Genomic DNA, 24,986 nt, shown 5'->3' with positions numbered 1-24,986 from the left:
ATCCTTCGACATTAGATGTAATAATTAACTTAATATCTTCAATTCACTCCTGCCATAATCTTACTCTCTACCGTTGTTTTTCGTCCAGCTTTTTACCTGAACTGTGATTACAATCACACCGCCTTTTCCAATTAACCGTACCCTTTCATAAGCACGAGAAAGTATTTCTGGGCAATCTATCGCTTTATTTGTTTACTTATTCATCAAAACTGTAGTGTTTAGTAAGTTATATCGAGTAATTCGTTCTTTTCTCGTTAACAATAATAAAGAGTTGTCTTCTCAAGAAACTAGGGATATTCCTGTTAATCTGGGTAACAATCGACTTAACAAATGGCATCAACATCAGTTTATGCCTTGGTATTCTATCCTCCTTTCAACTCTTTTAGTGGCTGTAGGAATTATTGCTGTCAGACAAACAGGAAAGTTACAATTTTTGGAATTAGTTGCTTATGACCAAATGGTGAGACTAAGTTCGCGGGAAAGTTCTGATCCTCGTTTGTTAATTGTTGGGGTTGACGAAGCAGATATTAAAGAACAAAATCAATGGCCTTTATCTGATGAAGTAATAGCCAAACTTTTGAATCAATTACAACGTTATAGTCCTCAAGTAATTGGTCTTGATATTTATCGAGATATCCCTCAATCTCCAGGAACCGATGCTTTGAAACAAGCTCTAGAAAAAGATAATATTATTGTTGTCAAACAACTTCCTACCCATAAAGACGATCCTGGGATTCGTCCCCCTGAGAATGTTCCTAAAAATAGAGTGGGATTTAGTGATTTACCTATCGATACTGATAATGTAGTACGTCGAACTTTTTTGTATGTGGAATCTCCTTCAGGAAAACTAAAAGAATATTCTTTTGCTTTGCAAATTGTACGGAAGTATTTGAATAATGAGCAGAATCAATTTCTAACAGTTAGCTCTAACTCCCTAGAAATAAACTCACAAAAGCTTCCTCGACTGAAAAATAATTCTGGAGGTTATATTCTTCCTGAATCTGAGGCATTTGGTTGGCAAATATTAATCAAATATCCCTCCAAAAAAATTGCCCAAGTAATCTCTTTACAAGATATTTTAAACGGTAATTTTGACGAAAATTTAGTAAAAGATAAAATTGTTTTAGTTGGGGTAACAAGCATCGCAGAAAAAGATACTTTTCCAACTCCCTATAGTGCCACAGAAACAGATAATTTTGAAATGCCTGGGGTAGAAATCCACGGACAAATTATCAGTCAACTTTTAAGGACAATTACCCGAGGAGAAAGAGCTTTTTGGTTTTTACCCGAAGCCATAGAATTGCTCTGGATTGTGTTCTGGTCTTTGTTAGGATGGGTAGTGGTTTGGCGATCGCAAAGTATCTGGATATTAGGACGGAATGTCATCTTATTAGTGGCAGGATTATGGGGCATTTGTTTCTTTCTATTTATCCAGTCAGGTTGGGTTCCTTTTGTTCCATCTCTACTCAGTTTTTTGATATCAGGAACCTGTATTTTGGCTTATAAAACCGTTTATCAAGCCTATCACGATCCCCTAACCGGACTCGCTAACAGACGAGCTTTAGAAAGGCAATTACAACGACTGAATCAGAAAAAAAAGTCCCAATCATCAGAATTAGTGGCGGTTCTATTTATTGATATTAATCGCTTTAAAACCATTAATGATGGTTTATCTCATCAAGCTGGAGATCATTTATTAATAAGTATCTCCCAACGTCTGCAACAACAACTAAAGCAGTTTCAGTGTAATTCTCAAGATCATTTAGGACGAGTTGGAGGGGATGAGTTTGCCATCTGGTTAAAATCCGTTAGGGATAAGCAAGAGGTAATGAAGTTTGCTGAAAAATTACAAAAAGTTTTAAATCAATCTCTATCTTGGCGAGGGCAAGAAATTTGTACTACTGTAACGGTGGGAATTTCTTTGGAGGAGATAGGGGAGAACTTTCACGGATCAGAGTTACTCCGTTATGCAGATATTGCTATGCACAGAGCAAAAGAAATCAACTCACCTCGTCCCAAAATTTTTGAACCAAAAATGGAAACCCAAGCAGGAAAACGTTGGCGTTTAGAACAGGATTTAGAATCGGCGTTGAAACACAAAGAATTTGAATTGTACTATCAACCCATATTTTCTCTGAAAACACAACAAATAGCCGGTTTTGAAGCTTTGGTTCGTTGGAATTCCAAAACTCGAGGGTTTGTTTCTCCGGGGGATTTTATTCCTGTGGCCGAAGAAACAGGATTAATTGTTTCTTTGGGAGAATGGATTTTAGACAAAGCTTGTCGTCAGATTCGCGACTGGCACCATAAGTTTCCCCGAGATTCTGCTTTAATTATGAGTGTGAATCTATCTAGTCGTCAATTTTGCGAACCAAACTTAGTTGAGCAAATCAAGACTATTATTGATGCAACTGGTATTGAAGGGAATCGCTTAAAATTAGAAATCACCGAAAGTATGATGATGGATAATGTTGAAGAGTCCATCGGACTACTAAAGCGTCTCAAAGAGTTAGGATTACGCTTAAGTATTGACGATTTTGGGACTGGTTATTCGTCTTTAAGTTATTTACATCGTCTTCCTGTGGATACTTTAAAAGTGGATAAATCTTTTGTGGAACGTATGGAAGAGAAAGAAGATAGTCACAAGTACATTCAAATTGTACAAACGATTATTTCTTTAGGTCATAATTTGAATTTTGATGTGATTGCTGAGGGTATTGAAACGGAAAACCAGCAAAATATTTTAACAAAGCTAGAATGTGAATACGGTCAAGGTTATATATTTTCCCGTCCTCTTTCGAGTAAGGATGCAGAAGCTTTACTGGAAAGAGAAAATCTGTTTTAAGTCTGAATCGTTTCATAAATTAGTAGTTAAAGATGGGGAAAAGAAGGGTTGAGGCTGAATTATTAAGTAGATATTCTTAATGGTAAACCTTATAAAAATAGCATTAATTTGAGAGGGGGTTTTATTCTCTAGCTATGGTGAGAAGTAAGATTACTCATCACACACACTTTTGCTAATGCTTGCTCCTATTTTCAGCGAATCTTTGAAAGTAGAAAGGTTAACTATTCCCATCAAAGGGTTATCTACTTTCCTAGAAGGAACAAAAATTGTGCAACTTTCTGATTTGCATGATGACGGACTTTGTTTATCTCCCCACCTACTCAATCAAGCGATATCCTTAAGCAATGAAGAAAAACCAGACTTGGTGGTTTTAACTGGAGACTACATCACTCAAGAACCGGACACTATCTATAATTTAGCCCCTAAACTAAAACTATTGCAAAGTCGAGTGGGTACTTATGCTGTTTTGGGGAATCATGATGTTTTATATCCTAATGCTAAACCCATAGTCACAGAAGCTATGACACAAGCAGGAATTAAGGTTCTCTGGAATGAAATTGTTAGTCCGTTAGGAGATAATCTACCTATTGTGGGGTTAGCAGATTATTGGTCTAGAGAGTTTAATCCTGAACCTACCATGTCTCGACTTTCTGACTCTAAGCCTTGTTTAGTTCTATCTCATAATCCCGACACTGCCACAATTCTACAACGGTGGCGTGTGGATTTACAACTATCGGGTCATACCCACGGGGGTCAAATTATTATCCCTGGTTTTGGCCCTGGTTTAATGTTATTGCAACAAGTTCGTCAACACATACCCCCGAAATTACGGGAATGTATCCCCTATATTAACCATTGTTCAGCAATTCTCAAAAATTGGCAATGGCATCAAGGATGGCATCACATTCGAGGAAATCAACTTTATATTAATCGGGGTTTGGGAAGTTATTTTCCAGGGAGGTTTTTCTGTCCTCCAGAGTTAACAGTTATTACTTTAGCTTCTTATTGAATAGTCATAAAGTAGAGAGAAAAAACTCAATTCTGCTAGTCTTTTCTCTCTATTTTTTAGAGCAATTCTATAATCGTGTTAACTTTTTTGTGTACGAACTTTCTCGGTGTAATCTTTAGGTTTCCATTGACGAAATTGGTCTAAAATTAATTGACGTAAGTTGAGGGGTAAGTAAGACATTAATAAACCTAAATTGGTTCTTTTAGAGCCACCCAAAATCTTTTTGGATGAGTTTAAAAGTTTCCTTCCTTCTTTAGTTTGATCTTTTTCAATTAATCTTAATCCTAAGTCTTGTTGAGTTTGAGCTAGTTTTGTTTTTCTTTTTTCTTCTAAGTCTTGATCTGAAAATTGATAATTTTCTATACAATATAATTTTGCTTCTAAAAAATGTAAATTTTGTCCTAAGCTGGTTTGCCCTCCGTGGAAACGATATTCCATTAAATATTCTGGCAAAAAATACCCTACTTTCTCAATCAAAGCTAACCTAACCAATAAGTCAAAATCTTCACACCCATCTGCTTTCGGGTCCATATAATCTACTTCTTTTAAACAAGAATAACGGAATAAAGTTGAACCCACTTGTAAACTTTGATAGTAAAAAGTTTGCCAATCTAAATCATTAATTATCCCTTCCTTTAGTTTATCTTTTCCCCAACGAATTGCATTTTCTCGTGTAGCTGATTCTACTTTTTTACTATTTTTATCAATTATCCAATGATTGGTACAAACAAAATCAACTTCGGGTTTGTTTTCCAAGACATTAACTGTTTGCTCTAAGAACTCTGGGGTTAAGGCATCGTCGTCATCAAATTTAATAAAATAATTCCCTTGGGATGCTTCAAAACCGGATCGCATATTACGACTTCTTCCTATATTTTTCTCATGACGAATATAACGAATTCTACTGTCTTGAAATCCTGCTACAACCTCGGGTGTATTATCAGGGGAACCGTCATCACAAATAATTAATTCAAAGTCGGAATAGGTTTGATTAAGAACACTATTGACGGCATAAGTCAAGTAGTGCGAACGGTTATAGGTGGGAATACAAACACTTACTTTAGCCATAATTCTTAGGAGATTGTTCGCTTAATTTTTCCCATGATTCCTTGTAGTTTTCTGGTTGCTTTTTTAAGGGAACTAGGAGGGACTAATTTACTTGGTTTTTGGTCAGGATTTTTTAGGAAACGGTAGTGTAGGAAGATGTCTTTGTAGTTGATATTAGCGTCTTCTCCCTGACATAAACGAGCAAAATCCGATGAAGAATAATTCATATAATGAATGCGATGAATCGGTTTTAATCCTTGCTCATTGTAAAGCACATTATCAATGTTGATAAAAGGATCAGCATCGGCACAATTTCCTGTTCTATCTTGTCCATCTGGACTTTGAGTAAAATTATAAATGGGTCTTTCGCTACGTAAAGTAAGATAATTGTAGAGAAAAACATCATCCCACCAACCAATTCGATTAATCCATTCTACCTCTCTTTTCTTGATTAATCTTTCTTCTAATTCTGCTAATTCTTGAGGAGGAAATAGTCCTTGCTTAGAAGCGAAAAAACTAGCGTCGTGAATCTTCGGCCTCACTTGTTCCTCTGTATAACAACCACTGGCCTCTATAATAGGAATATTTAGAGCTGCGTTTTCCGTTGGTTTACGATGTTCCCAATCATCAAAAACAAAATCATAGTCTGTTAATTTTGTAAACACATCTTCAACGGATTTCATCGCTAAATTGTCAGCTTCGTAAAAAACAAAGTTATCAAATTCACCATCAAAAGCCACTAATTTCCGATGTAAATGACCTTTATACCATTTAGGACGACTTGCCTTACTTTCCTGATTTCTGGGATGAGCTTCCCAAACTTTATCGGCGAAATTTTCCCATCTGTCAATTGATTCTTGATTGTCAAATAAACTCAAATTCTGTCTATTTTTAATTTCACTTTTGACTTTATCTAAACGATCATCGTAAGGAATAATACAGATGGGAAGTGAAGAACTAACATGAGTTTCAATGCTATTGAGTAAGGCTATTAGCTGATCATAAACTACATCGTTGGCTAGGGTATAAATTCCTTGAGATACCATAATTTTTCCTCGAATGTTTATGGTTGATTAATCAATAATTTACCAATTTGATACACTTCAAACCCAATAAACAGAAATAAAATCGCTGTTACCAATTTATTGAGCCAAGGAATGTTACCTTTTCCAAAGAAAGATGCTACAAATTTGGCAATAACAATACCAATAGCCAGGAAAATTAAAACTTTACCTACGTTCATCATTTCTTTACCTCTAATTAACTTTTGTGTCAACAACAAAAATGTTACTGTAAGCTAAAATCATCGATTACTAAGAAAAGCTACCACTGGTCTAACTAGCCCTTTATGGGTTAGCACCGTCTAGGTATGCCTTCCCAAAATTAGTTCCCTGTAAGTTACTTTCAACCGCTCTTGTGTTACTTTAGCTTAGCATTAATTAAGCTAGTAATTTTTAGATTTTCCCCTTTTAAGTTATCCTCTCGTGTCATTTTAGACGAGGTTAGATACAGTGAGGAGCAACTGTCTTAACTATTCGGATTTTTACGATCGCCGACTTCTAGTAGAAGAAATGGGGGGCTGGATGGGATAATTCTTAAAAGTCGGTGTACTCACATCTTGCACTTTCGATAAAACTGGCTAGTTTGTAAGCGTTCAGCTATCAGCCATCAGCTGAAAAAGGTCAATCCATATCATCTACTCTGAGTAAGATTAAACGAATGCTGAACCCTAACTGCTGAGTGCTTACTAATTTGAGTTTTTCTATACTGGTGCAAGATATCGGTATACCTAGCCATATTTCCCCCAAGTTACCCGAGGATTTACTCCTTGCCAAAATAGGCTTCTAGGGCTTGTTCTACAATCTGATTCATGGGTCGTTTTTCGTCCTGGGAGGCTTGTTTGAGACGGGCAAACATAGCATCAGGGACGCTAACTCGATGTTGATTTTTACGAATGCGACGGGGTTTTGGTGGGGTGTAACTGTCTGAGAAGGTTCTCAAGGCATCAAAACCCACTCTTTGACAAAATTGCCCAAAACTCTCTTGATCTTTTTGTTCTTGCTTGAAATAAACAAATAAGGGTTCTAAAAAGCTTTCGAGATCTGGGTCCGGTAATTTCTGGATATAGGGTTCAGCCAGTTGGGTTTGGTTAGCATCTCCCCCTAACCATACTTGATACATTCCCGGTGCGCTGCCGACAAAGCCTAATTCGGCCATGTAGGGACGGGCGCAACCGTTGGGGCAGCCGGTCATTCTGATAACGATTTCTTCTCCTTCTAAACCCACGCGGGTCAAAACCCCTTGAATGCGCTCTAAAATACCTGGTAATGCCCGTTCTGATTCGGTTACAGCTAATCCGCAGGTGGGTAAAGCAGGACAAGCCATAGAATAACGGGTCAATGAGTCTATTTTTTGGGGATCGCTGACAATGCCGCAGTGGTCTAAAATGTTGTTGATACCCTGTTTATCCCCTGGGTCAATTTCATAGAGGATCACGTTATGATTAGCGGTTAGACGCAGAGGCAGGGCGTATTCTCTGGTAATCTTTTGCAGGGCAGTTTTGAGTCGAAAATCTCCCTCGTCTTTGATGCGACCATTTTCGATGGAAAGACCCAAAAATAGTTTACCGTCCCCTTGTTCGTGCCAACCGAGGAAATCTTTATATTGCCAAGGTGGAAGGGGTTTAAAGGGTTCTAGGGCTTTGCCTAGATACATTTCTACTTTTGTTCTAAATGTATCGATTCCCCAGTCTTCGATGAGGTATTTCATACGAGCGTGACGACGTTGAAAGCGATCGCCGTAGTCCCGTTGGGTGGCTAAAATGGCTTTCATTAAATCGAATACATCTTCTTTGGCTACATATCCCAGGGGATCGGCTAATCTGGGAAAGGTGGCCTCGTTGTTGTGGGTGCGCCCCATGCCCCCACCGGTCAGGACATTAAAGCCTAATAATTCCCCACTGTCGTCGGTGATCACCACTAAGCTGACATCGTGGGTGTAGAGATCGATGGAGTTATCTCCCGGAACAGTGACGCTACACTTGAATTTACGGGGCATATAATGTTGCCCATAAAGGGGTTCTTCCCCCTCTTCAAAGTTAGTGCCATTGAGATTTCGTTGACGGGCTGCGGTTACTTCTGGATCTTCTTCGACACTGATAGCTTTTTCCCCATCTAGCCAAATTTCGTAATAAGCGTTACTTTGGGGTCGCAAGAGATCGGCTATTTTATCGGCGTATTCCCAAGCATATCCGTAGTCAGGGCGATTTTTAAGGGGGGCGGGGGGTGCCATGACGTTACGGTTGATATCCCCACAAGCTCCCAGGGTTGACCCCATGCTCTTGACAATAGCGGCAATAGATGATTTTAGATTTTTCTTGAGGATACCGTGAATTTGTAGTCCTTGTCGGGTGGTAACTCGCAGGGTATTGTTTCCGTATTCGTCGCTGAGACGATCGATTGTTGAGTAGAGTTGCGCTGAAATAAACCCCCCAGGGTTTCGAGTTCGCAACATCATACGGTAGTCTTTTTCTTGTCCCTTGGCTCTTTTATCTCGATTATATTGTTGATAGGAACCGTGAAACTTGAGTATTTGAATAGCATCTTGACTAAAACGGTTAGTATCTTGTAATAACTCGGTTGCAAGAGGCTCTCTTAAAAAGTTGCTGTGTTCTTTAATGCTCTCTAGTTTGGAAACTTTTTGGGCAGGTGAAATGGGAGTTTTGACCATTGCAATAGATAATATATGCGGTACTAATCTGGCTTTTTTTTATATTCCTCAGTCAGATCATGAGTAGCTTTTTCTATTTTAACTGTTTTGAGGGTCTTTGACTCTTTAAAAAATGTGACAGGTATTTTATCTATAAGTATTGTTTCAGTCTTTTTTCTAATTAATTATTGTTGTCTCAGTCTTTTTTACCAAAAAACAAACTTTAATACCTATAAAATTTACATTTAAATAAATATTTAAAACTCATATTCTAGAAACTAATTTAACCCGAATCAAAAACTTATTAGTTATGGGTGCATTTCTTTTTTTCAGATTAGCTCCTTAATATACCTGGTAATGTGATATAACTATTAAGGTTGGGTTACAGAAAATTTTACCTTTTTTAACCCGTCTTTTGGATTCTTTAGGTAATTGTAAGTAATTACAAGCTAAAAACTCCTATAACTTATTCTCTTTTTGACACTTTGTACTATCGTTAAGTTATTCATGACAACATTGCTCACTCAGTCTCAACCGTCAGTTTCTCCTCCACTAGATGAGAATATTCGGTTAAGGGACATTATTAAAACCCTACCAAAAGAGGTCTTTGTTAAAAATCCTCGTAAAGCTTGGTTTACAGTTATCCTCACGGTTTCTATGGTCGCTTTAGGATGGGCTGCTTTGGCGGTTTCTCCCTGGTACTTGTTCCCTATTTTATGGGTATTTACAGGAACAGCAATGACAGGATTATTTGTCATTGGCCATGATTGTGGTCATCGTTCTTTTTCTAATCAAAATCGCATTAACGATTTTGTGGGTCATGCTATTTTTTTACCTCTGTTTTATCCCTTCCACGGTTGGCGTATTCTCCACAATCATCATCACAAGCATACTAATAAGTTAGATGTTGATAACGCTTGGGACCCCTTCATGCCAGAATTTTATGAAACTTTTTCTGCTTTTGAAAAGTGGGGATACCGGCAGTTAAGAGGTCGTTTGTGGTGGTTTGCTTCTGTGGTACATTGGGCTAAAATTCACTTCGACTGGACTAAATTTGAAGGAAAAGAACGGGAACAAATTCGCTTTTCTGCTTTGGTAGTAATTGTTGCTGCTGCGATTGTTTTCCCCATTGCCTTCGCTACACTAGGAGTCTGGGGTGTAATTAAATTTTGGTTATTACCTTGGTTGGTATTCCATTTTTGGATGAGTACCTTTACTATAGTTCATCACACTGTTCCTAACATTCCCTTTAAAAAAGAAGCAGACTGGAACGAAGCAGAAGCTCAATTATGTGGTACGGTTCACTGTGACTATCCTCGTTGGGTAGAGATTTTGTGTCATGATATCAACGTCCATATTCCCCACCATATTTCTACGGGAATACCTAGCTATAATTTAAGACTAGCTCATCAAAGTTTAAAAGAAAATTGGGGCAAATATTTGTGTGAATTAAGCTTCTCCTGGCCCCTAATGAACGACATTACATCTCAGTGTCATCTCTATCACCCCGAGACATACTATCAAAGTTTTCAAGCATATTATCAGAGTAAGAAATAATCTTTTCTCACCTCAGATACTTAATTTAAACGCTTTTTAAGAATCGTTGACCTTCGGCGATTCTTTTTTATTGTTAAGATATGATAAGCAAATTAAGAAAATACTCAAGTTCTAGTTAGCGTTCCCTATCCTCTCCCCAAAATATAGATTATTTGCTTTATGGCACTTTCAAGACTCCGACAACTGGCCAGGTATCTCCGTCCCCACAAGCGTAATGTTACTTTAGGAATGATTGCCTTATTTGTGGTAAATGGGTTGGGAGTCTATATTCCCCTTGTTATTAGAGACAGTGTGGATAATTTGAGACAATCATTTGCCTTTGAGGAAATACTAGGGGTTGTTATCCTCATAGTAATTTTAGCTTCTCTTTCCTGGGGAATTCGGATGTTGTCCCGTCTCTGGATTTTTGGCATCGGACGGGATGTGGAGTTCAACCTTAAACAAGGTATATTTGAGCATTTATTGACCCTAGAACCGGCTTATTTTGCTAGAAACACATCGGGAGACCTAATTAACCGTGCTACTAGCGACGTGGACAATATTCGTCGTTTGGTGGGGTTTGCCTTACTCAGTGTAGCGAACACAATTTTTGCCTACGGTTTAACCCTTCCTGCAATGTTGGCCATTAATGTACGTCTGAGTTTAATCGCTGTAGCGGTGTATCCGTTTATGTTAATTACTGTACAAATATTTAGCACAAAATTACAGCAAGAACAATTAGAAGTACAAGCAAAACTATCTGATATCAGTCAACTCATTCAAGAAGATATGAGTGGTATTGCTTTAATTAAAATTTATGCTCAAGAAGAAAATGAAAAACAGGCGTTTGCTGATAAGAATAGAGAGCTTCTTCGCTCAAACTTAAAACTAGCAAAAACTCGCAACTTTTTGTTCCCTTTAATCCAGGGACTGTCTTATATTAGTCTTTTATTACTGTTAGGGTTTGGTACTTCAGCTATTAATCAAGGTATCATCAGTATCGGGGATTTTGTCGCTTTGCTCATTTTAGTAGAAAGATTAGTTTTTCCTACTGCTTTACTAGGATTTACTATTACAGCTTATCAGCAAGGAGAAGTGAGTGTTGATCGAGTAGAAGCAATCTTTCAAGCAGAGTCAAAAATTCAAAACTCGGTTAATAGTATTTCTCCATCCCTAGCATCTATAGAAGGACAAATTACGGCACAAAATTTGACTTACACTTATCCAGGAGAGCAAAAACCAGCCCTGAAACACATTAATTTTGTTGTTGAACCAGGAGAAATTGTTGCTATTGTCGGTCCTATTGGTTCTGGAAAAACAACTTTAGCTAATAGTCTTCCTCATTTATTAGATATTGCTCCAGAACAACTTTTTATTGATAGTTATGACATAACACAATTAGATTTGAACACTTTACGGAAAGCTATAGCTTATGTTCCTCAAGATAGCTTTTTATTTAGTACCACTATCCTCAATAATCTGCGTTATGGTGACCCCCTGAAAGAACAATTTGAGGTAGAAACTACAGCTAAACAGGCGGAAATTCACAGCGAAATTTTAAATTTCCCTCAACAGTATGCAACCACAGTAGGGGAAAGAGGAATTACTTTATCCGGAGGGCAAAGACAACGTACTGCATTAGCAAGAGCATTATTAATGGATTCTTCCGTTTTAATATTGGACGATGCTTTATCTAGTGTGGACAATAAAACAGCTACTAATATCCTCAAAAGTCTTTCTCAAGGAAGACAAAAAACTATTATTTTCATCTCTCATCAACTTTCTGCCGCTGCCCAAACAGATCGCATTTTTGTGATGAATTATGGACAAATAGTACAGACAGGAACCCACGAACAATTAGTTAATCAATCTGGTCTTTATCAACGTTTATGGCAGCAACATCAACTAGAAGAAACTGTCGGTTAAACAGAAGTTAAGCTAACTTTTAAAACTTCTTTTTAAGTTTTGAAATACCATCACCCCTCCTGTTACTAACATCCAAATAACACCCAAACCATTAAAAAGTACATAAAAAGGTTCTAAAGTGTGTCCTAAATACTCTCCTTCGTGAATACTCATTAAAAAATGTACTTGATCCCTTGATAGTCCAAACCAGTCTTTAGAAAGACGATAAATTACTCCTGTAGACACAGTAATTACCAAAGGAAGCATTATAATAGGAGCTAGGTTACGATGCCATTTTCTGAACTGATTGATTAGTTTCATTACTTAATTAAAAAACTCAAATAATTTTAGGTGTATAGCACTATTGATTATCTGTTGAGGATGTTAGAGAAATTCTTGTAAACCTTTATTAGTGCCTTTTCTCAATTGTTGAGCAACGACACCATACTTAGGAGCAAAAATCATGGCAATGACAAATAATAATGTTAAGGAAACTACGATACTTCCTCCTGTGGAAACATCCAGATGATAGCTGATATAGGTTCCAAAAATACAGGAAAATACGCTACTGATCACCGAAATAATTAACATCTGATCAAAGCGATCACTCAATAAATAACCAATGGAACCAGGGGTTACTAACATGGAAATAACTAAAATAATGCCGGCTGTTTGTAAGGCAGCGACGATGGTTAAAGCTAACACAGAAAGCAGGGTATAATACATCATCTGAGTATTTAAACCAATAGCTTGAGCATGGTTAGGATCAAAACAAAACAAGAGTAAATCTTTCCGTCGTAATAAAATAACAACTAAAGTAAGAATTCCTGCCATTAAGGTTTGAATAATATCCCCTCGAGAAATACCTAAAACATTGCCAAAAAGAATATGAAACAAATCAATATTGCTAGGGATTTTTGTGACAATAACTAATCCAAAAGCAAAAAATCCTGTAAAAACAATACCAATGACTGCATCTTCTTTAAGTCTAGTATTAGACTTAATATAGCCAATGGCAACAGTTGCCCCAAAACCAAAAACAAAAGCCCCGATGGCAAAAGGTATATTCATAGCATAAGCGATCACTACCCCTGGTACAACTGCATGAGAAATAGCGTCCCCCATCAGTGACCAACCTTTGAGGGTAATGTAACAAGAAAGTACCGCACAAACTAAACCCACAAAGGCACTAACCCAGATAGCTTGTACTAAAAATCCGTATTGCAACGGTTCCGTAAACCAGTTCAAAATATTAGTTAAAATTGATATCTGCTGCATTCTAAACTATCTTCTATCCATTATCTGCTCAAAGTTAGCCACAGGTAAACCACCAAAAGTCACCTCTAGGTTTTCCTCTGTAAAGGTTTCTTCCGTAACTCCAGAGGCTAAAATAGTACCGTTAAGGAGAATGGTGCGATCGCAAAAGGTAGAAATGGACATTAGATCGTGAGTGGAAACTAGGATGGTATGGCCTTCTTCTCGCAGTTGTATCATCAGATCGATAATACGTTTTTCTGTCTTCACATCTACTCCGGTAAAGGGTTCATCTAGCAAAATGACTTTACCTTGTTGCGCTAGGGCCCTAGCTAAAAAAGCCCGTTTTTTCTGTCCTCCAGATAGTTCCCCGATCTGATGATGACGAAACTCCGTCATACCAACTCTTTCTAAGCTTTCCATCACCAGTCTTTTATCTTTAGCAGTGGGAATGCGTAATAGGTTCATGTAACCATAACGTCCCATCATTACCACATCAAACACACTGACAGGGAAGTCCCAATCTACTTCGTCTGCTTGGGGTACATAAGCCATCCACTGGCGTTTCTGGGCTTTTTTGACTGGAGATCCCCCCACCAAAACTTGCCCTTGACTGGGGGATAAAAACCCCATGATCGATCTAAACAAAGTGGACTTACCGGAACCATTGGGACCGACTAAAGCGGTAATGGAACCAGCTTCTACGGTACAACTGGCGTTATACAAGGCGAGTTTCGCGTTGTTGTAGGTAACACTAAGGTTATCTACCGTAATGTTCAGGGATGGGGTAGTTGTTGACATGATTTTAATTCTTAAATGGTTTGCATCAAAGAGAAACTATTGCGCTTTACTTCCAGCTAGTAAACCGTTGGAGATAACCCGCGCGTCGTATTCTAGTAAGTCTAGAAAGGTGGGGACTGGTCCTTCTTCGGTGGAAAGGGAGTCAACATAAAGGTTTCCCCCAAAGCGCGATCCAGTAGTTTTGGCTACTTGTTTTTGTCCTTCGTCGCTGACGGTACTTTCGCAAAAAATGGTAGGAACTTTGTTGGTTTTTACCTTATCAATCACAGTTTTGACTTGTTTGGGAGTAAACTGTTGTTCTGCATTAATGGGCCACATATAAATTTCTTTTAGATTGTAATCACGGGCTAAATAAGAGAATGCACCTTCACAACTAACTAAATATCTCTGATTTTCGGGTACTTTTTGCAGATCACTTTGTAATTCTTCATCAATGGCTTTCAACTTCTCGCTATAGGCAGCCGCATTAGCGTTGTAAGTATCTGCGTTGTCGGGATCGAGTTCTACAAAAGCTTTACGAATATTTTCTACATAAACTAAAGCATTCTTGGGAGACATCCAAGCGTGGGGGTTGGGTTTATCTGCGTAGGGACCTTCTGCAATAGGGATAGGTTCTATCCCTTCTGTCAACAATACTGAAGGTACGTCCTCAACACTACCTAAAAATTGCTCATACCAACGCTCCAAATTCATGCCATTATATAAGATTAGGTCAGCATTCTGTGCTTTAGTAATATCGCTAGGGGTTGGCTCATAACCGTGAATTTCTGCACCAATACGAGTAATTGATTGTACGTCTAACTTATCCCCTGCTACGTTTTGAGCGATGTCTGCTAGAACCGTGAAAGTGGTTAATACTTTCTTTTTTCCTTGATTATCGGCGGCTAATTCTCTAGTTTGGCTGTTGTCTGCTTGATTGGAAGGATCGGCGACTTCATCAGAGGTACAACCAACCAACCCTACTCCTAACATTAAACTAAGCGTTAGAACAATGCTTCGTAAATAGAACATATATATTGGTTCAAAAATTATAATGGCTTCTCACAATCGTATCATAATTCTATCATAGTTATTTCATAATTACTGAAAAAACTTAACCAATGATACTTCCCAGTCAGCGTTCAGCATTCGTTTAATCTCACTCACAGTAGATGATAGGGATTGATGTTTTTCAGCTGATGGCTGATAGCTGAACACTTACAAATATTAAATAATTAATCTCTTTTAAGGTTATTAAAATAATAATTATCTCCTTACTTTTGGTTATAATAAACTTATTAAGTATTTGATTGTAGTCCTATGGTTGCTATATCTAAATCTTCGCCTCTGACTCCCGAAGAATATCTTGAATGGGAAAAAGAACAGGAAATTAAACATGAATATATAGCAGGAGAAATTTACGCAATGGCTGGTGCATCCGATACTCATGTTACTATTGCCCTTAATATTGCTTCTTTGTTGCGAAATCATGTACGAGGCTCAAATTGTCGAGTCTATATTAGTGATATGAAAGTAAGATTAGAAGACCTTAATCGCTTTTACTATCCTGATGTTTTGGTAACTTGCGATCAAAGAGATCAAGAAACTAACAATTATAAATGTTATCCAAAATTAATCATTGAAGTTTTATCTGACTCTACAGAAGCATTTGATAGAGGAGATAAGTTTATTGATTATCAAAATTTAGAAAGCCTAGAAGAATATGTTTTAATTAATAGTAAACTAAAGCGAGTTGAGTGTTTTAGAATAAACAAGCAAGGTTTATGGGTTTTAGAAGTTTATCACGAAAAAAACCAGAATTTCTTACTAAAAAGTTTAAACTTTGAGATTTCTTTGATAGACATTTATGAAGATGTCGTATTCAATTAAGTTGATAATCTGCCTAAAAAATACTTAAAAAGATAAAATTAACCTATTTTTACAATTGAGACAGTAATTTTACTTAAGTTATAAATTACAACCAAGATTTTATTTTGAAATTTAGTAATCGTACTGTTTTCTAATCAGTACATACTTAGGGATAATAAATATAGTGTATTTAAGAGTCATCGATTTTACTTTTAACTCGTTGTTCCCAAACCTTTTTTATCTAATTTTATCCTCTATATTTTTGAGGAAATAAAACATTGGAATTTAATCCTCGATCTTGTCGTAATGAAAGGGAAGTAGAAAGTAAGCTAATTGTTCAATATTTGCTCCCAAAATTGGGTTATTGTTCTGGTGATTGGTACCAAGAAGTTATTTATGAGAATATCCGCTTAGATTTTTTAACCGTTGCAGTTGAAAAAATGAAGAATTTTTCTTCTTGTGTCGTCATTGAAGCGAAACATCCTCAAGAAAATTTAGATCATCATGCGCGTCGTTTAGAACAATATTTGATGAAAACTAAAAGTTTTTATGGGGTATTAACTAATGGAAAAGAATTCCGAATTTATCAACGATATCAAGATAAGTTAAAATTTATCTTTTGTTGTCAAGGTGAAAATGTTGCCAACAATCTCAACAAAATCAATTCTTTAATTGGAAAAGAGAGTTTAAGAGGTCAAATAGCTACTAATAAATCACTTTCTGTTCCCAAGGTTTCTCAATCATCTATTAAGGAGTCAACTAAAAAATCCATGAAAGTTATTGCTGTTTATCATCATAAAGGTGGTGTCGGAAAAACCACCGTTGCTACTAATTTAGCTGCAGCTTTTAGTAACCAAGGAAAGCGAGTATTATTGATTGACATTGATGCTCAAGCAAACACAACTTTTGCTACTGGTTTAATTAAATTTCAGTTTGACGATGATGATGATTTAAAAGATAAAAATGTCTTTCATTTATTAGAAAGCAAACTACCCAAAATACCCGACATTGTTAGAACTTCTGAAGGATTTAATCAACAAGAAATTGACGTTATACCTTCACATATTATGCTAATTGATAAACAAACTGATTTAGCAAGATTTGCAGCAAGTCGTTCGCAATTAGTTAACAAATTAGAATTGGTTAAAGAAGAATACGATATTGTTATTATTGACACTCCTCCTTCTTTAGATTTATACGCAGAGTCAGCTTTAACTGCTTCTGATTATATTATTATTCCTTCTGATTTAAAACCATTTTCTAATCAAGGTTTATCCAGCGTAAAAAACTTTTTAGAAGGACCTATTAATGATAATCGAGAAAATTTACGTAAACCTCCGATAAAAATTATGGGTGTTTTACCTTCTAAAATTTCTACTCATCATAAATACCTTCAGTACAGATTTCCTCAACAAAGACAAGTTATTTCTGATCGTTACAATTTTCCTATAATGGAAAATATAATTTCTGAAAGAATGCCTTTATCTCAATGTATTAATCAAACTATAACAGTAGGAGAATTAGAAATACCCGCACCTAAATCAATCTTTAAATATGCAGATAATGTTTCTTCTGCAAATACATCTGCGTCTGAATTTGAATCGTTAGCTATTGAAGTTTCGGAAAAAATTGGAGGTTAATTATTGTGGATTTTTTCTTAGTAGATGTTGATACTATTAAGTGTTCTGTTCCTTATGCTGAAATTCAAGACTGTGAAAATATTATTAATAGGTTAGCTAACATCATCTTAGAATCTGGAGGTATTGTTAATCCTCTGTTCGTTAAAAAGCTAGGTTTTAATTCTTATGAATTAGTGTATGGAGAAGTCGAATACTATGCAGCAGTAAAAGCAAGTGAAATAGATCCAAGAAAAGGTGAGATGATCGGGGCATTTGTCATAGAAGAAGAACAAGAAGAACCGATTAAAATACAAGTTGATTTTCTTAGAAAATGTTTATCAAACAAACAAAATGCAGAGGATGACCAATCATTAAACAATGAAGTTTTTTTGACAGTAAGTAGTAACAATAATAAGTTAAACTCTGTACAAAAAGATATTAATCAGCTCTATGAAAAAATAGAATCTTTCGTGGAAATGAATACAGCAAAAGGTTTAAAAAATTTACTGAGAAAACAGATAGAAAGTATAATAACTGAAGCTGAAACAAAGAGTAAAAAAGAAGCCATAGAATATCTTAAACAGTCCAAAGCTAAACTACTAGAACAACAAAATAAAATTGACGACCAAATATTAGAACTAAGTAAAATTAGTTTAGCTGATATACAAAGTTATGAACAGCTAAAGATTTTGATGGAAAAAGTGAACACTAAATCAACTCAAATTAATGCAAGTTGGAAAGCTATTCAGCACTGGCGAAATTCTGAAGAAGGTTTGACTTGGGAGAATCTAAAGAAATCAACAGGAGGTGAACAATCTGATCATAAAATTGATAAGTTTGGTCAAAAGACTTACCAAAAACTTAAAAAAGTTGCTTATTTATAGACCTAAATCACTTGGTCTCTCAATAACAAAACAAGTTTCTTGTAGAGAAATTATATAAGGACATTCTTGGGCTAAAGATTTTAGTATATACCAAATAGCTTGCTTACAATCATATTTTAATCCTTCTATGAAAAAGTCATATTCACAGACGTTAATATCTCCAAATTCTACTTCCATTAATTTAGTGAAATTATAGTCAGTTCCAATTTTATTTTCATTATCGTATATTGTTTCAAAAACTTTAGAATAGCAGATTTCCTCAAAAAGACTGGTGAGGTTAAAAAAATTAGATGAAACGCCAGGATTTTCCAAATATACTTTGAGCATCTTTGCTCCTAAATTCATACTATCCCTGAGTATTTCCACCAAATCAGAGTATAAATTAATATAATTATCTGCAGTTAAATCCGAAAGAGAGATAAAATTTAGGATATCACTATCACTAATACAAAATATAATTTTTGGTCTTGGTAAACTTAAATAAGTATAAGCTTCATTTACCGCTTGTTTTACCTTTTGTCTATCAAGAGATTTAGTTGAGAAAAGAATATTTTTCCATTTATTTACAAACGAAAGGCATAATTGCTTTTGTTGTTCGTCTAATTGATAGACATTTTTATTCATAAATTTTATTTTTTATTTTAGAATATAAAACCTCTGAATATGCTAAAAAAGATAGAACTTTTATTAGTATTATTTATTAATAATCAAAAATATCAAAACAAAAAAATAATCTCTCCGAAGAGAGACTTATCAAGATAATTATTAAAGATAGCCTTTCATCTAACGGGTAACTTGTTCTACCAAGGCTATGACATCACTGCGGCTCAGTTTTTCTTTACCTAAAGCCATCACTTCTAGGGTGCCGTGAGCTAGGGCTAAGGGAATTTTACAAAAATCTAAAGCCGGTCCCTTGCCGAGAGACTGGGTATAGAGATCGGCTAATTTCAGGTTGTTACGGGCATATTGATGAACATCCTCAATCTTCCACCCTTGAGGAATAAAATTCACCCCACGACGTAAATCTTCTCGATGGTTGCGGACAATGTTAACCGCTTGTAACCCTCTCCCAAAGCCAATGGCATGCTGCCGATTGGTTTTAGTCCCATCGTACCAACCCCATAAATCTGAAAGCAACAGTCCTACCGCGCCGGCAACACTGAAAGTATATTGGTCTAAATGGGCTTTGGTGCGAATAGTCCAGTTATTTTCCGCCCAATAAGCCATACGATCAGCCATAGATGCTGTGGCATCCCAAACCCGAGGGGCAATGGTGTCAGGGGCTAACATTGCCCATTGTCCCAACCGCAGACTAACATCCGGCAAACAATGACTATAGGGAACTAGTCCTGCAGAAAAGTCGTCAGTTCCTGACTTTTCTTCGGCAGCTTGTAAATTTAAGCTCATTTGTCGCAAGATTTTGCCTTTGGTGAAGTTATCGAGATCAGGGTGATCCTCCACTTCATCGATGGCTCGCATACAAAGGTATGCTGAAGCAACAGCATCCTGTAAATTCCCAGGAAGACGGCTAATTGGGATATAAAAGGTTCGACTCGTTTCTCTAAGGGTCTTTAGAGCATTATTGCGTAAATTCATTAATTTCACTCCTCACGCCAACTTTAAGCATTAGCATACACTTACTTATCTGTGAGATCCCACTAAACTATTGTGAAGTTCCTGACAGATTGAATTTGGGGGTTTTATCATGAGAGTTAGAACGTAGGACGGTATTTTTATAAAGATGGTGTCCATTGTATTATGCTTCGCCAAAATTTGCCGTAATACTCTATTCGATCTTAGTCTCTAACAGTAGATAATTACATTGAGAAGGCAGGGGGAGTAGGGGTAGCAGGGGACAAAAAAATATTACTCGACGATAATAAGCGGACCTAATAATAAAAAAAATCTCCCGATTTTTAGTCGGGAGATAATCAAAATAAAAGGAATTAGACAGAATGAACAGTATTTTTAAACTGTCCGAAGAGGTCACAAAACTCCTCGTAGCTGATCTCGTTGTCGTTGTTGCTATCAGCTAACCGCAGCATTTCCTCTATTTGGCTGTCGGATAAACTGACATCAATATCCCGTAGACATAAGCGTAATTCTTCGAGATTGATATGACCGGAATTATCCACATCGAAACGACGGAATCTTTCGTACATTACCTCGTGAGACTGTTCGGTTAACTCTTGGTGGAGTAGAGTTGTAAAGTCCGAAAAAGAGATAGATTTACTGTAGGGGGTTCCTGTGATCATATCCATCACCACTTGTACTCGTTCAGCAGAGTAGGAACGACCAAGCGCCCTCAATAAAGAATGTAACTCAATAGCAGAGAGACTATCGTTACCGTCTTTGTCAAACTTACTGAAGGTATGACGATAAAATATCATCTGCTCATCGCTAATTTCCCCGAGGTTACAGGAAGGATTGATTCTTCCTTCTGCTATGGCATCAAGGTGTTCGATGGCACTCAAAGTATAGGCCATAGTTTGCCATAATTGATGGGGATTAGAGTGCAATAAGATGTCTTTTTCTTCTTGAGAGCTAATGGAGTATTCTTCTCGGATAGCCTCAACTGCTTTTAACTCCTCAGGAGATAATTTATCGAGTAACTCGTCAAAGGATTCAAAGGATTTTTTCCCTGTCATCACATCAAACAAATCTAAAACGATCGCTTGATGGGGATGTTCTTTGGAAGATTCCATGATGGTGTCGAGTAAAGCTTGACGATAGCTTTCCTGACGTAACCAGTCTTCGTGGTTTTGCTGGTGTTCGATATCGACGAGGAAGGGATCTTCTACTTCTAACTCTGTTAACAGTAGTTCGTGTTCTTGATCGGTAATATTGAGTTCTAGACGCATTTGACGCATCATCTCAAGACTACTGGTACTGTTAGCATATCCTTCGTTGATGGATTCTTTGAGAATACCTTTGTAAGCTTCGATTTTCTTCTCTTTGTCGAAACCGGGAAGCACTTTCGCTAGAACATAAATTTCGTCGGCGTTGAGATCGTCTAATGCTCTGCCATCGAGGAATTGAGAAATATTGAGTTTTAGTTTGGCTAGTTGTTGCCGTAGTCGTGTGGCTAAACCTTCCCGTTGATATAGGTAAGGATTTCTGCCCCAGGTACGGTATAACCATAAACCACTACAAACTGCCATTACAATAGGGAACAAATATCTCAACTGCGTGGGTAACATCCGCACAAAGTTGCTACCACCAAAGATGAAGAAAAAGTTGTAGATGAAAAAGGTACAAAGGGTAAACATCCGGTGACGCACTACTTCTGTACTCACCAATTTATGGTTACGAAATAAATAGGCTTTATACAATTTTTCTATCTTGCAACCGAGATAGTAACCAGCTAAACCAAATAAACCAATGGTTAAGGGAACTGCTACTATTTTGGGAATGTCAATCAGATTGCCGAAAATGTAAAATCCTGGGTTAAATAATGTATCCAGTTGATTTTCTTGGTGCGCCCAGGCAGCGGAGATTAAAAATTCCCAGTTTCCTGCAAACAAAAACGGATAGACGAAATAACCGACGGTTAAACCTACATAGGCGTAATATAGCCACTGTTGTTTGGGATGGGTAACGCTATCCCAGTAAGAACGTTCGGCATCGATGTCTATGCAGGGAGTGCTACAAGCAACACAAGCACTTTGTTCCTTTCCTTCCGGACTCACGGTACGACACATGGACTGAGTTACTACTTTGCGATCGCCTGTATGTGCCTTACTGTTCAGTAATCCTCTGGGTTCGGCAAATACCTGTTCAACCGGGGCCATGGGACAAATAAATTGACACCAGGATTTACCTGCGTAAAAATAATTAAATGCCATGGCCGAAAGAATGGTTCCTAGTAGGAAAAGCCCCAAGGCGATGCGATTAGAATTGACAAAGAGAATTCTAGCTGTAATCCCTACAAAAAATAGGACCATTTGTAAGTAGAGATGATTTTTTGCCAGCCAGGAATTACGGTCAACTCTGTTCATTTCATAACGAACTTTACCTGTTTTGGCATTAACCTTTTTCCGCATCTTTTTGATGCCCAATGCTCTCGGTATTTGGGACATAAAAGATAGGGGACAAACACGCCGCCAAGCGTCGTGACCAAAAACCAGCAACACAAATACCCCTGTTGGCACAATCAAGCCCCAAAACATAATCGCCCCAATGGCGTAGGGTTGCTCTGGAAGACATTTTCCTTGTACCAAAACACAATCGTAGGGAGTAATATTACTGATACTGAGGGGACTCCAGGTATGTTCTGGTAAGGTTAACCAATGGGAGATAGGGTCATAAAATAGGGAGGTAATTAATAATAGCCAACCTAATGCAAGAACCCATCGCACTCGGTGCATATACCGTTCAGGAACTTTCGCAAACATAATTCTGAATAACTTGTACTGTAGTTTCTAGGTAGCGATCAAAACAAGTAAGAGTGATGTAGCAGTACAATAGTTAGAACATTTTTTTCTGTTTAATGGTTATTTGAAAAGAATTAAGAATCTTTTAATATTCTAACCACGGTCAGTAATGCTATGTCTATCGGCTTTTTCATGATTCGATCGCATTCATATTTCGATGCACTCCTAACTGTTTTTATCTTCGGGGATTGTCAAAAGTCATTTTGTAGGGAATGTTTCAAAACACCCCCTTTTGTTAACATCTTGTAATATTTTATGGTTAGGATTACGTGAGTTCGGTGTTAGGAGTTAGGAGTTAGGAGTCAGGAGTCAGGAGTCAGGAGGCAGTGATACCAGTTTTCAATTGGGTGTATCAAAATCTCGGTTTGGGGAGTGTGGGAAGTGTACTTCGACTTCGCTCAGTAACAGGGAGGGGTGGGAAGTATGGGGACTATTTTTCTTTGAGTTTGTAATATAAGCGAACTTAGTATCAGTCATCGGGGGAGTCAGGGAAGAGACGGGGTAAGAAAACTGCTGTTAGGGTGGTGATAAAGGTAATAATAGCGGTAATTGCTTCTGAGGATAGATGTTTTGATAGTAGGTTAGGTTGGATACTTTCTACGGGAAAATCACGATAAAGTCCTACTGCAATACTATTAGTTTCTCCTGTAATAAATGTTTGTATTCCTTGGGGTAATTTAGGATCACTTGTTAGACTTAATGACCTAATCTTTTTGATGGCTGATTGTGGTGAATTGGTTATTAAAAATTGATTTTTTTCTAGTTTCATTTTGTTCTTTCCTAAGCGTATTTCTCCCTGTAAAATTGTGGATATTTCAACTTCGTCGGTAACTATTTGCGTGGTTTCGTAGCGACTGAATTGTACATTTTTTACGTCAATGTCTCTTCTAAACCAATTCATTGAATTATTGTTGTCTTTGGGTTTGGGTAAAGTGATAAATAATTGGTTGGGAGAGAGTAAATTTAGATTTATTGGTTCATTGTCATTGGGAGTAAATTGTAGGATTATTTCTTGTGGATTATTGCGATCGCTTTTAATATTGAGTTCATCTATATTAATTTGACTTAGTTGGATTTGTAGTGGTTTTTGTCCTAATTCTAATCTTAATTGACCTATTGTAATAGGTGACTGAGTTTCATTAATATCTTCAGGAAATTGGCAATCGTCAGAACTATGATCTATTGAATGTAAACAAAAATCTAAGCTATTGTTTTTATGATTATAAGCTAGTTGGTTAATATTAGTTTCTGGTTCTATTCGTAGCTCATTTAAGGATATTTGTGTTGTTTTTGATTCATTTCCCTGATTAACAATAAAACGACTTTCAGGAAAAGGTAATTCAATTGTTAATGTATCTATGTTAGCTAACTTATTTTCTAATTCAGGATTATTATCAATGGAAAATTTACCGAATAAACCAATAGGTTGTTCTAATTTTCCTTGAAAATCAATAGAGTTAATATCTTGTATATTTTGTAAAAAGAGTTTATCGTTGTTGCCATTATAGGTAAAACTTAAAGATTCAACGATTAAGTTGCCTTGGAAAATATAATTACTCGGAATAAAATAACTAACAAGAATAATAACCCAAACAGTTAATAAGAAAATAGCAAAGAATTTATCTGCGGTTTTAATGGTTTTTAACGACTCATACCAGCTATCAAATTGTATTTTTAAACGCCCAAAAAAATCAGACATAATAGACTATATAAGTTAGTTTATAACCAGTTGGGATCATGTTTAAAAGAAAAGCTTATGGATCTTCCGTTCCCGTCTTCTAAATAAAATTGATAGGTTCCTGCGTTTGTATTTTGGGGTTGCCAAGGAAAAGAAATTTTACCCCTATTGGGAACATTTCTCGGATTAAGTTTACTGATAACTTTACCGTTTTGACGAATTTCTACTTTAGGAAACGTTCTGTGAACTCCCGTACGGATAACAAATTTATATCCGTTTGATGGTTGATCTAAAATCACAGGATGATAGATTCTTCTAGAATTTTTTTCAACAAAAGCCAAAGGTAATAAACTATTGAAAGGTATTTTATAGCATTTCCCATACTCATGAGGTACACTGGGAGGAAACTATTTAATGCG

Annotated in this window: 20 protein-coding genes; 7 read left to right on the top strand and 13 right to left on the bottom strand. The window is 36.7% G+C overall.

Features of this window, described 5'->3' with window-relative positions:
• Positions 1 to 214: 214 nt before the first annotated feature.
• Positions 215 to 2,845, top strand: coding sequence for an EAL domain-containing protein (locus tag P9B04_RS13655; RefSeq protein ID WP_342055538.1), 2,631 nt, complete (start codon positions 215 to 217; stop codon positions 2,843 to 2,845).
• A 175-nt stretch (positions 2,846 to 3,020) separates the two neighbouring features.
• Complete coding sequence (locus P9B04_RS13650; RefSeq protein WP_342055537.1) at positions 3,021 to 3,854, top strand: metallophosphoesterase; 834 nt, start codon at positions 3,021 to 3,023, stop codon at positions 3,852 to 3,854.
• A 78-nt stretch (positions 3,855 to 3,932) separates the two neighbouring features.
• Here the strand turns inward: P9B04_RS13650 and P9B04_RS13645 are convergent, their stop codons facing one another.
• From P9B04_RS13645 to sir, 4 genes are all read right to left on the bottom strand, one after another.
• On the bottom strand, positions 3,933 to 4,922 hold the full coding sequence (locus tag P9B04_RS13645; protein ID WP_342055536.1) for a glycosyltransferase family 2 protein: 990 nt from the start codon (positions 4,920 to 4,922) through the stop codon (positions 3,933 to 3,935).
• A gap of 5 nt (positions 4,923 to 4,927) precedes the next feature.
• Positions 4,928 to 5,947, bottom strand: coding sequence for an Npun_R2821/Npun_R2822 family protein (locus P9B04_RS13640; RefSeq protein WP_342055535.1), 1,020 nt, complete (start codon positions 5,945 to 5,947; stop codon positions 4,928 to 4,930).
• Positions 5,948 to 5,964: 17 nt separating this feature from the next.
• Positions 5,965 to 6,177, bottom strand: a complete 213-nt coding sequence (locus tag P9B04_RS13635) for a hypothetical protein (RefSeq protein WP_446718003.1) — start codon at positions 6,175 to 6,177, stop codon at positions 5,965 to 5,967.
• Positions 6,178 to 6,722: 545 nt separating this feature from the next.
• Positions 6,723 to 8,630 carry a sulfite reductase, ferredoxin dependent gene (sir, locus tag P9B04_RS13630; protein WP_342055534.1) on the bottom strand — a complete coding sequence of 636 codons (1,908 nt, stop codon included), beginning with the start codon at positions 8,628 to 8,630 and terminating at the stop codon, positions 6,723 to 6,725.
• A gap of 486 nt (positions 8,631 to 9,116) precedes the next feature.
• On the opposite strand from sir, the gene P9B04_RS13625 reads away from it, so the two are divergent.
• Both P9B04_RS13625 and P9B04_RS13620 read left to right on the top strand, forming a co-directional pair.
• The gene (locus P9B04_RS13625) at positions 9,117 to 10,166 is read left to right on the top strand and encodes a fatty acid desaturase (RefSeq protein ID WP_342055533.1); all 1,050 of its coding nucleotides are present in this window, start codon (positions 9,117 to 9,119) and stop codon (positions 10,164 to 10,166) included.
• A 159-nt stretch (positions 10,167 to 10,325) separates the two neighbouring features.
• The gene (locus tag P9B04_RS13620) at positions 10,326 to 12,071 is read left to right on the top strand and encodes an ABC transporter ATP-binding protein (RefSeq protein ID WP_342055532.1); all 1,746 of its coding nucleotides are present in this window, start codon (positions 10,326 to 10,328) and stop codon (positions 12,069 to 12,071) included.
• A gap of 12 nt (positions 12,072 to 12,083) precedes the next feature.
• Here the strand turns inward: P9B04_RS13620 and P9B04_RS13615 are convergent, their stop codons facing one another.
• From P9B04_RS13615 to P9B04_RS13600, 4 genes are all read right to left on the bottom strand, one after another.
• Complete coding sequence (locus P9B04_RS13615; protein WP_342055531.1) at positions 12,084 to 12,371, bottom strand: PepSY domain-containing protein; 288 nt, start codon at positions 12,369 to 12,371, stop codon at positions 12,084 to 12,086.
• Positions 12,372 to 12,434: 63 nt separating this feature from the next.
• Entirely contained in the window at positions 12,435 to 13,328 is an 894-nt protein-coding gene (locus P9B04_RS13610) for a metal ABC transporter permease (protein WP_342055530.1), read from the bottom strand.
• 6 nt (positions 13,329 to 13,334) lie between these two features.
• Positions 13,335 to 14,105, bottom strand: a complete 771-nt coding sequence (locus tag P9B04_RS13605; RefSeq protein ID WP_342055529.1) for a metal ABC transporter ATP-binding protein — start codon at positions 14,103 to 14,105, stop codon at positions 13,335 to 13,337.
• Positions 14,106 to 14,141: 36 nt separating this feature from the next.
• Positions 14,142 to 15,116 (bottom strand): metal ABC transporter substrate-binding protein, encoded by a 975-nt coding sequence (locus tag P9B04_RS13600; RefSeq protein WP_342055528.1) that lies wholly within the window; start codon positions 15,114 to 15,116, stop codon positions 14,142 to 14,144.
• 288 nt (positions 15,117 to 15,404) lie between these two features.
• Here P9B04_RS13600 and P9B04_RS13595 point away from each other — a divergent pair, with 288 nt between their 5' ends.
• The 3 genes from P9B04_RS13595 to P9B04_RS13585 all read left to right on the top strand — a co-directional run bounded on the left by P9B04_RS13595 (position 15,405) and on the right by P9B04_RS13585 (position 18,456).
• Positions 15,405 to 15,974 (top strand): Uma2 family endonuclease, encoded by a 570-nt coding sequence (locus P9B04_RS13595; RefSeq protein ID WP_342055527.1) that lies wholly within the window; start codon positions 15,405 to 15,407, stop codon positions 15,972 to 15,974.
• Between the two features lie 257 nt (positions 15,975 to 16,231).
• Positions 16,232 to 17,593 carry an AAA family ATPase gene (locus P9B04_RS13590; protein WP_342055526.1) on the top strand — a complete coding sequence of 454 codons (1,362 nt, stop codon included), beginning with the start codon at positions 16,232 to 16,234 and terminating at the stop codon, positions 17,591 to 17,593.
• Between the two features lie 5 nt (positions 17,594 to 17,598).
• Complete coding sequence (locus tag P9B04_RS13585) at positions 17,599 to 18,456, top strand: chromosome partitioning protein ParB (RefSeq protein WP_342055525.1); 858 nt, start codon at positions 17,599 to 17,601, stop codon at positions 18,454 to 18,456.
• Here the strand turns inward: P9B04_RS13585 and P9B04_RS13580 are convergent.
• From P9B04_RS13580 to P9B04_RS13560, 5 genes are all read right to left on the bottom strand, one after another.
• Positions 18,451 to 19,080, bottom strand: a complete 630-nt coding sequence (locus P9B04_RS13580; protein WP_342055524.1) for a hypothetical protein — start codon at positions 19,078 to 19,080, stop codon at positions 18,451 to 18,453. The genes P9B04_RS13585 and P9B04_RS13580 overlap by 6 nt on opposite strands.
• Before the next feature lie 159 nt (positions 19,081 to 19,239).
• The gene (locus P9B04_RS13575) at positions 19,240 to 20,052 is read right to left on the bottom strand and encodes a phytoene/squalene synthase family protein (RefSeq protein WP_342055523.1); all 813 of its coding nucleotides are present in this window, start codon (positions 20,050 to 20,052) and stop codon (positions 19,240 to 19,242) included.
• 350 nt (positions 20,053 to 20,402) lie between these two features.
• Positions 20,403 to 22,850: an EF-hand domain-containing protein gene (locus tag P9B04_RS13570; RefSeq protein WP_342055522.1), complete on the bottom strand. Its 2,448-nt coding sequence runs from the start codon at positions 22,848 to 22,850 to the stop codon at positions 20,403 to 20,405.
• Between the two features lie 508 nt (positions 22,851 to 23,358).
• A complete protein-coding gene (locus P9B04_RS13565; protein WP_342055521.1) occupies positions 23,359 to 24,588 on the bottom strand; it encodes a hypothetical protein in 1,230 nt (409 codons plus the stop codon).
• Between the two features lie 20 nt (positions 24,589 to 24,608).
• Positions 24,609 to 24,908, bottom strand: a complete 300-nt coding sequence (locus P9B04_RS13560) for a hypothetical protein (protein WP_342055520.1) — start codon at positions 24,906 to 24,908, stop codon at positions 24,609 to 24,611.
• Positions 24,909 to 24,986 lie beyond the last annotated feature (78 nt).

Source organism: Crocosphaera sp. Alani8, from assembly GCF_038442745.1.
Taxonomy (GTDB): Bacteria; Cyanobacteriota; Cyanobacteriia; order Cyanobacteriales; family Microcystaceae; genus Crocosphaera.
The sequence above is the reverse complement of the archived record's forward strand: the minus strand, read 5'-3'. Positions and strand labels throughout refer to the sequence as shown.

Bases quoted from the DNA above. Each gene is read 5' to 3' on its own strand.
- P9B04_RS13650 (WP_342055537.1), top strand. From the start codon at position 3,021: ATGCTTGCTCCTATTTTCAGCGAATCTTTGAAAGTAGAAAGGTTAACT.
- P9B04_RS13645 (WP_342055536.1), bottom strand. From the start codon at position 4,922: ATGGCTAAAGTAAGTGTTTGTATTCCCACCTATAACCGTTCGCACTAC.
- P9B04_RS13640 (WP_342055535.1), bottom strand. From the start codon at position 5,947: ATGGTATCTCAAGGAATTTATACCCTAGCCAACGATGTAGTTTATGAT.
- sir (WP_342055534.1), bottom strand. From the start codon at position 8,630: ATGGTCAAAACTCCCATTTCACCTGCCCAAAAAGTTTCCAAACTAGAG.
- P9B04_RS13625 (WP_342055533.1), top strand. From the start codon at position 9,117: ATGACAACATTGCTCACTCAGTCTCAACCGTCAGTTTCTCCTCCACTA.
- P9B04_RS13620 (WP_342055532.1), top strand. From the start codon at position 10,326: ATGGCACTTTCAAGACTCCGACAACTGGCCAGGTATCTCCGTCCCCAC.
- P9B04_RS13615 (WP_342055531.1), bottom strand. From the start codon at position 12,371: ATGAAACTAATCAATCAGTTCAGAAAATGGCATCGTAACCTAGCTCCT.
- P9B04_RS13610 (WP_342055530.1), bottom strand. From the start codon at position 13,328: ATGCAGCAGATATCAATTTTAACTAATATTTTGAACTGGTTTACGGAA.
- P9B04_RS13605 (WP_342055529.1), bottom strand. From the start codon at position 14,105: ATGTCAACAACTACCCCATCCCTGAACATTACGGTAGATAACCTTAGT.
- P9B04_RS13600 (WP_342055528.1), bottom strand. From the start codon at position 15,116: ATGTTCTATTTACGAAGCATTGTTCTAACGCTTAGTTTAATGTTAGGA.
- P9B04_RS13595 (WP_342055527.1), top strand. From the start codon at position 15,405: ATGGTTGCTATATCTAAATCTTCGCCTCTGACTCCCGAAGAATATCTT.
- P9B04_RS13580 (WP_342055524.1), bottom strand. From the start codon at position 19,080: ATGAATAAAAATGTCTATCAATTAGACGAACAACAAAAGCAATTATGC.
- P9B04_RS13575 (WP_342055523.1), bottom strand. From the start codon at position 20,052: ATGAATTTACGCAATAATGCTCTAAAGACCCTTAGAGAAACGAGTCGA.
- P9B04_RS13570 (WP_342055522.1), bottom strand. From the start codon at position 22,850: ATGTTTGCGAAAGTTCCTGAACGGTATATGCACCGAGTGCGATGGGTT.
- P9B04_RS13565 (WP_342055521.1), bottom strand. From the start codon at position 24,588: ATGTCTGATTTTTTTGGGCGTTTAAAAATACAATTTGATAGCTGGTAT.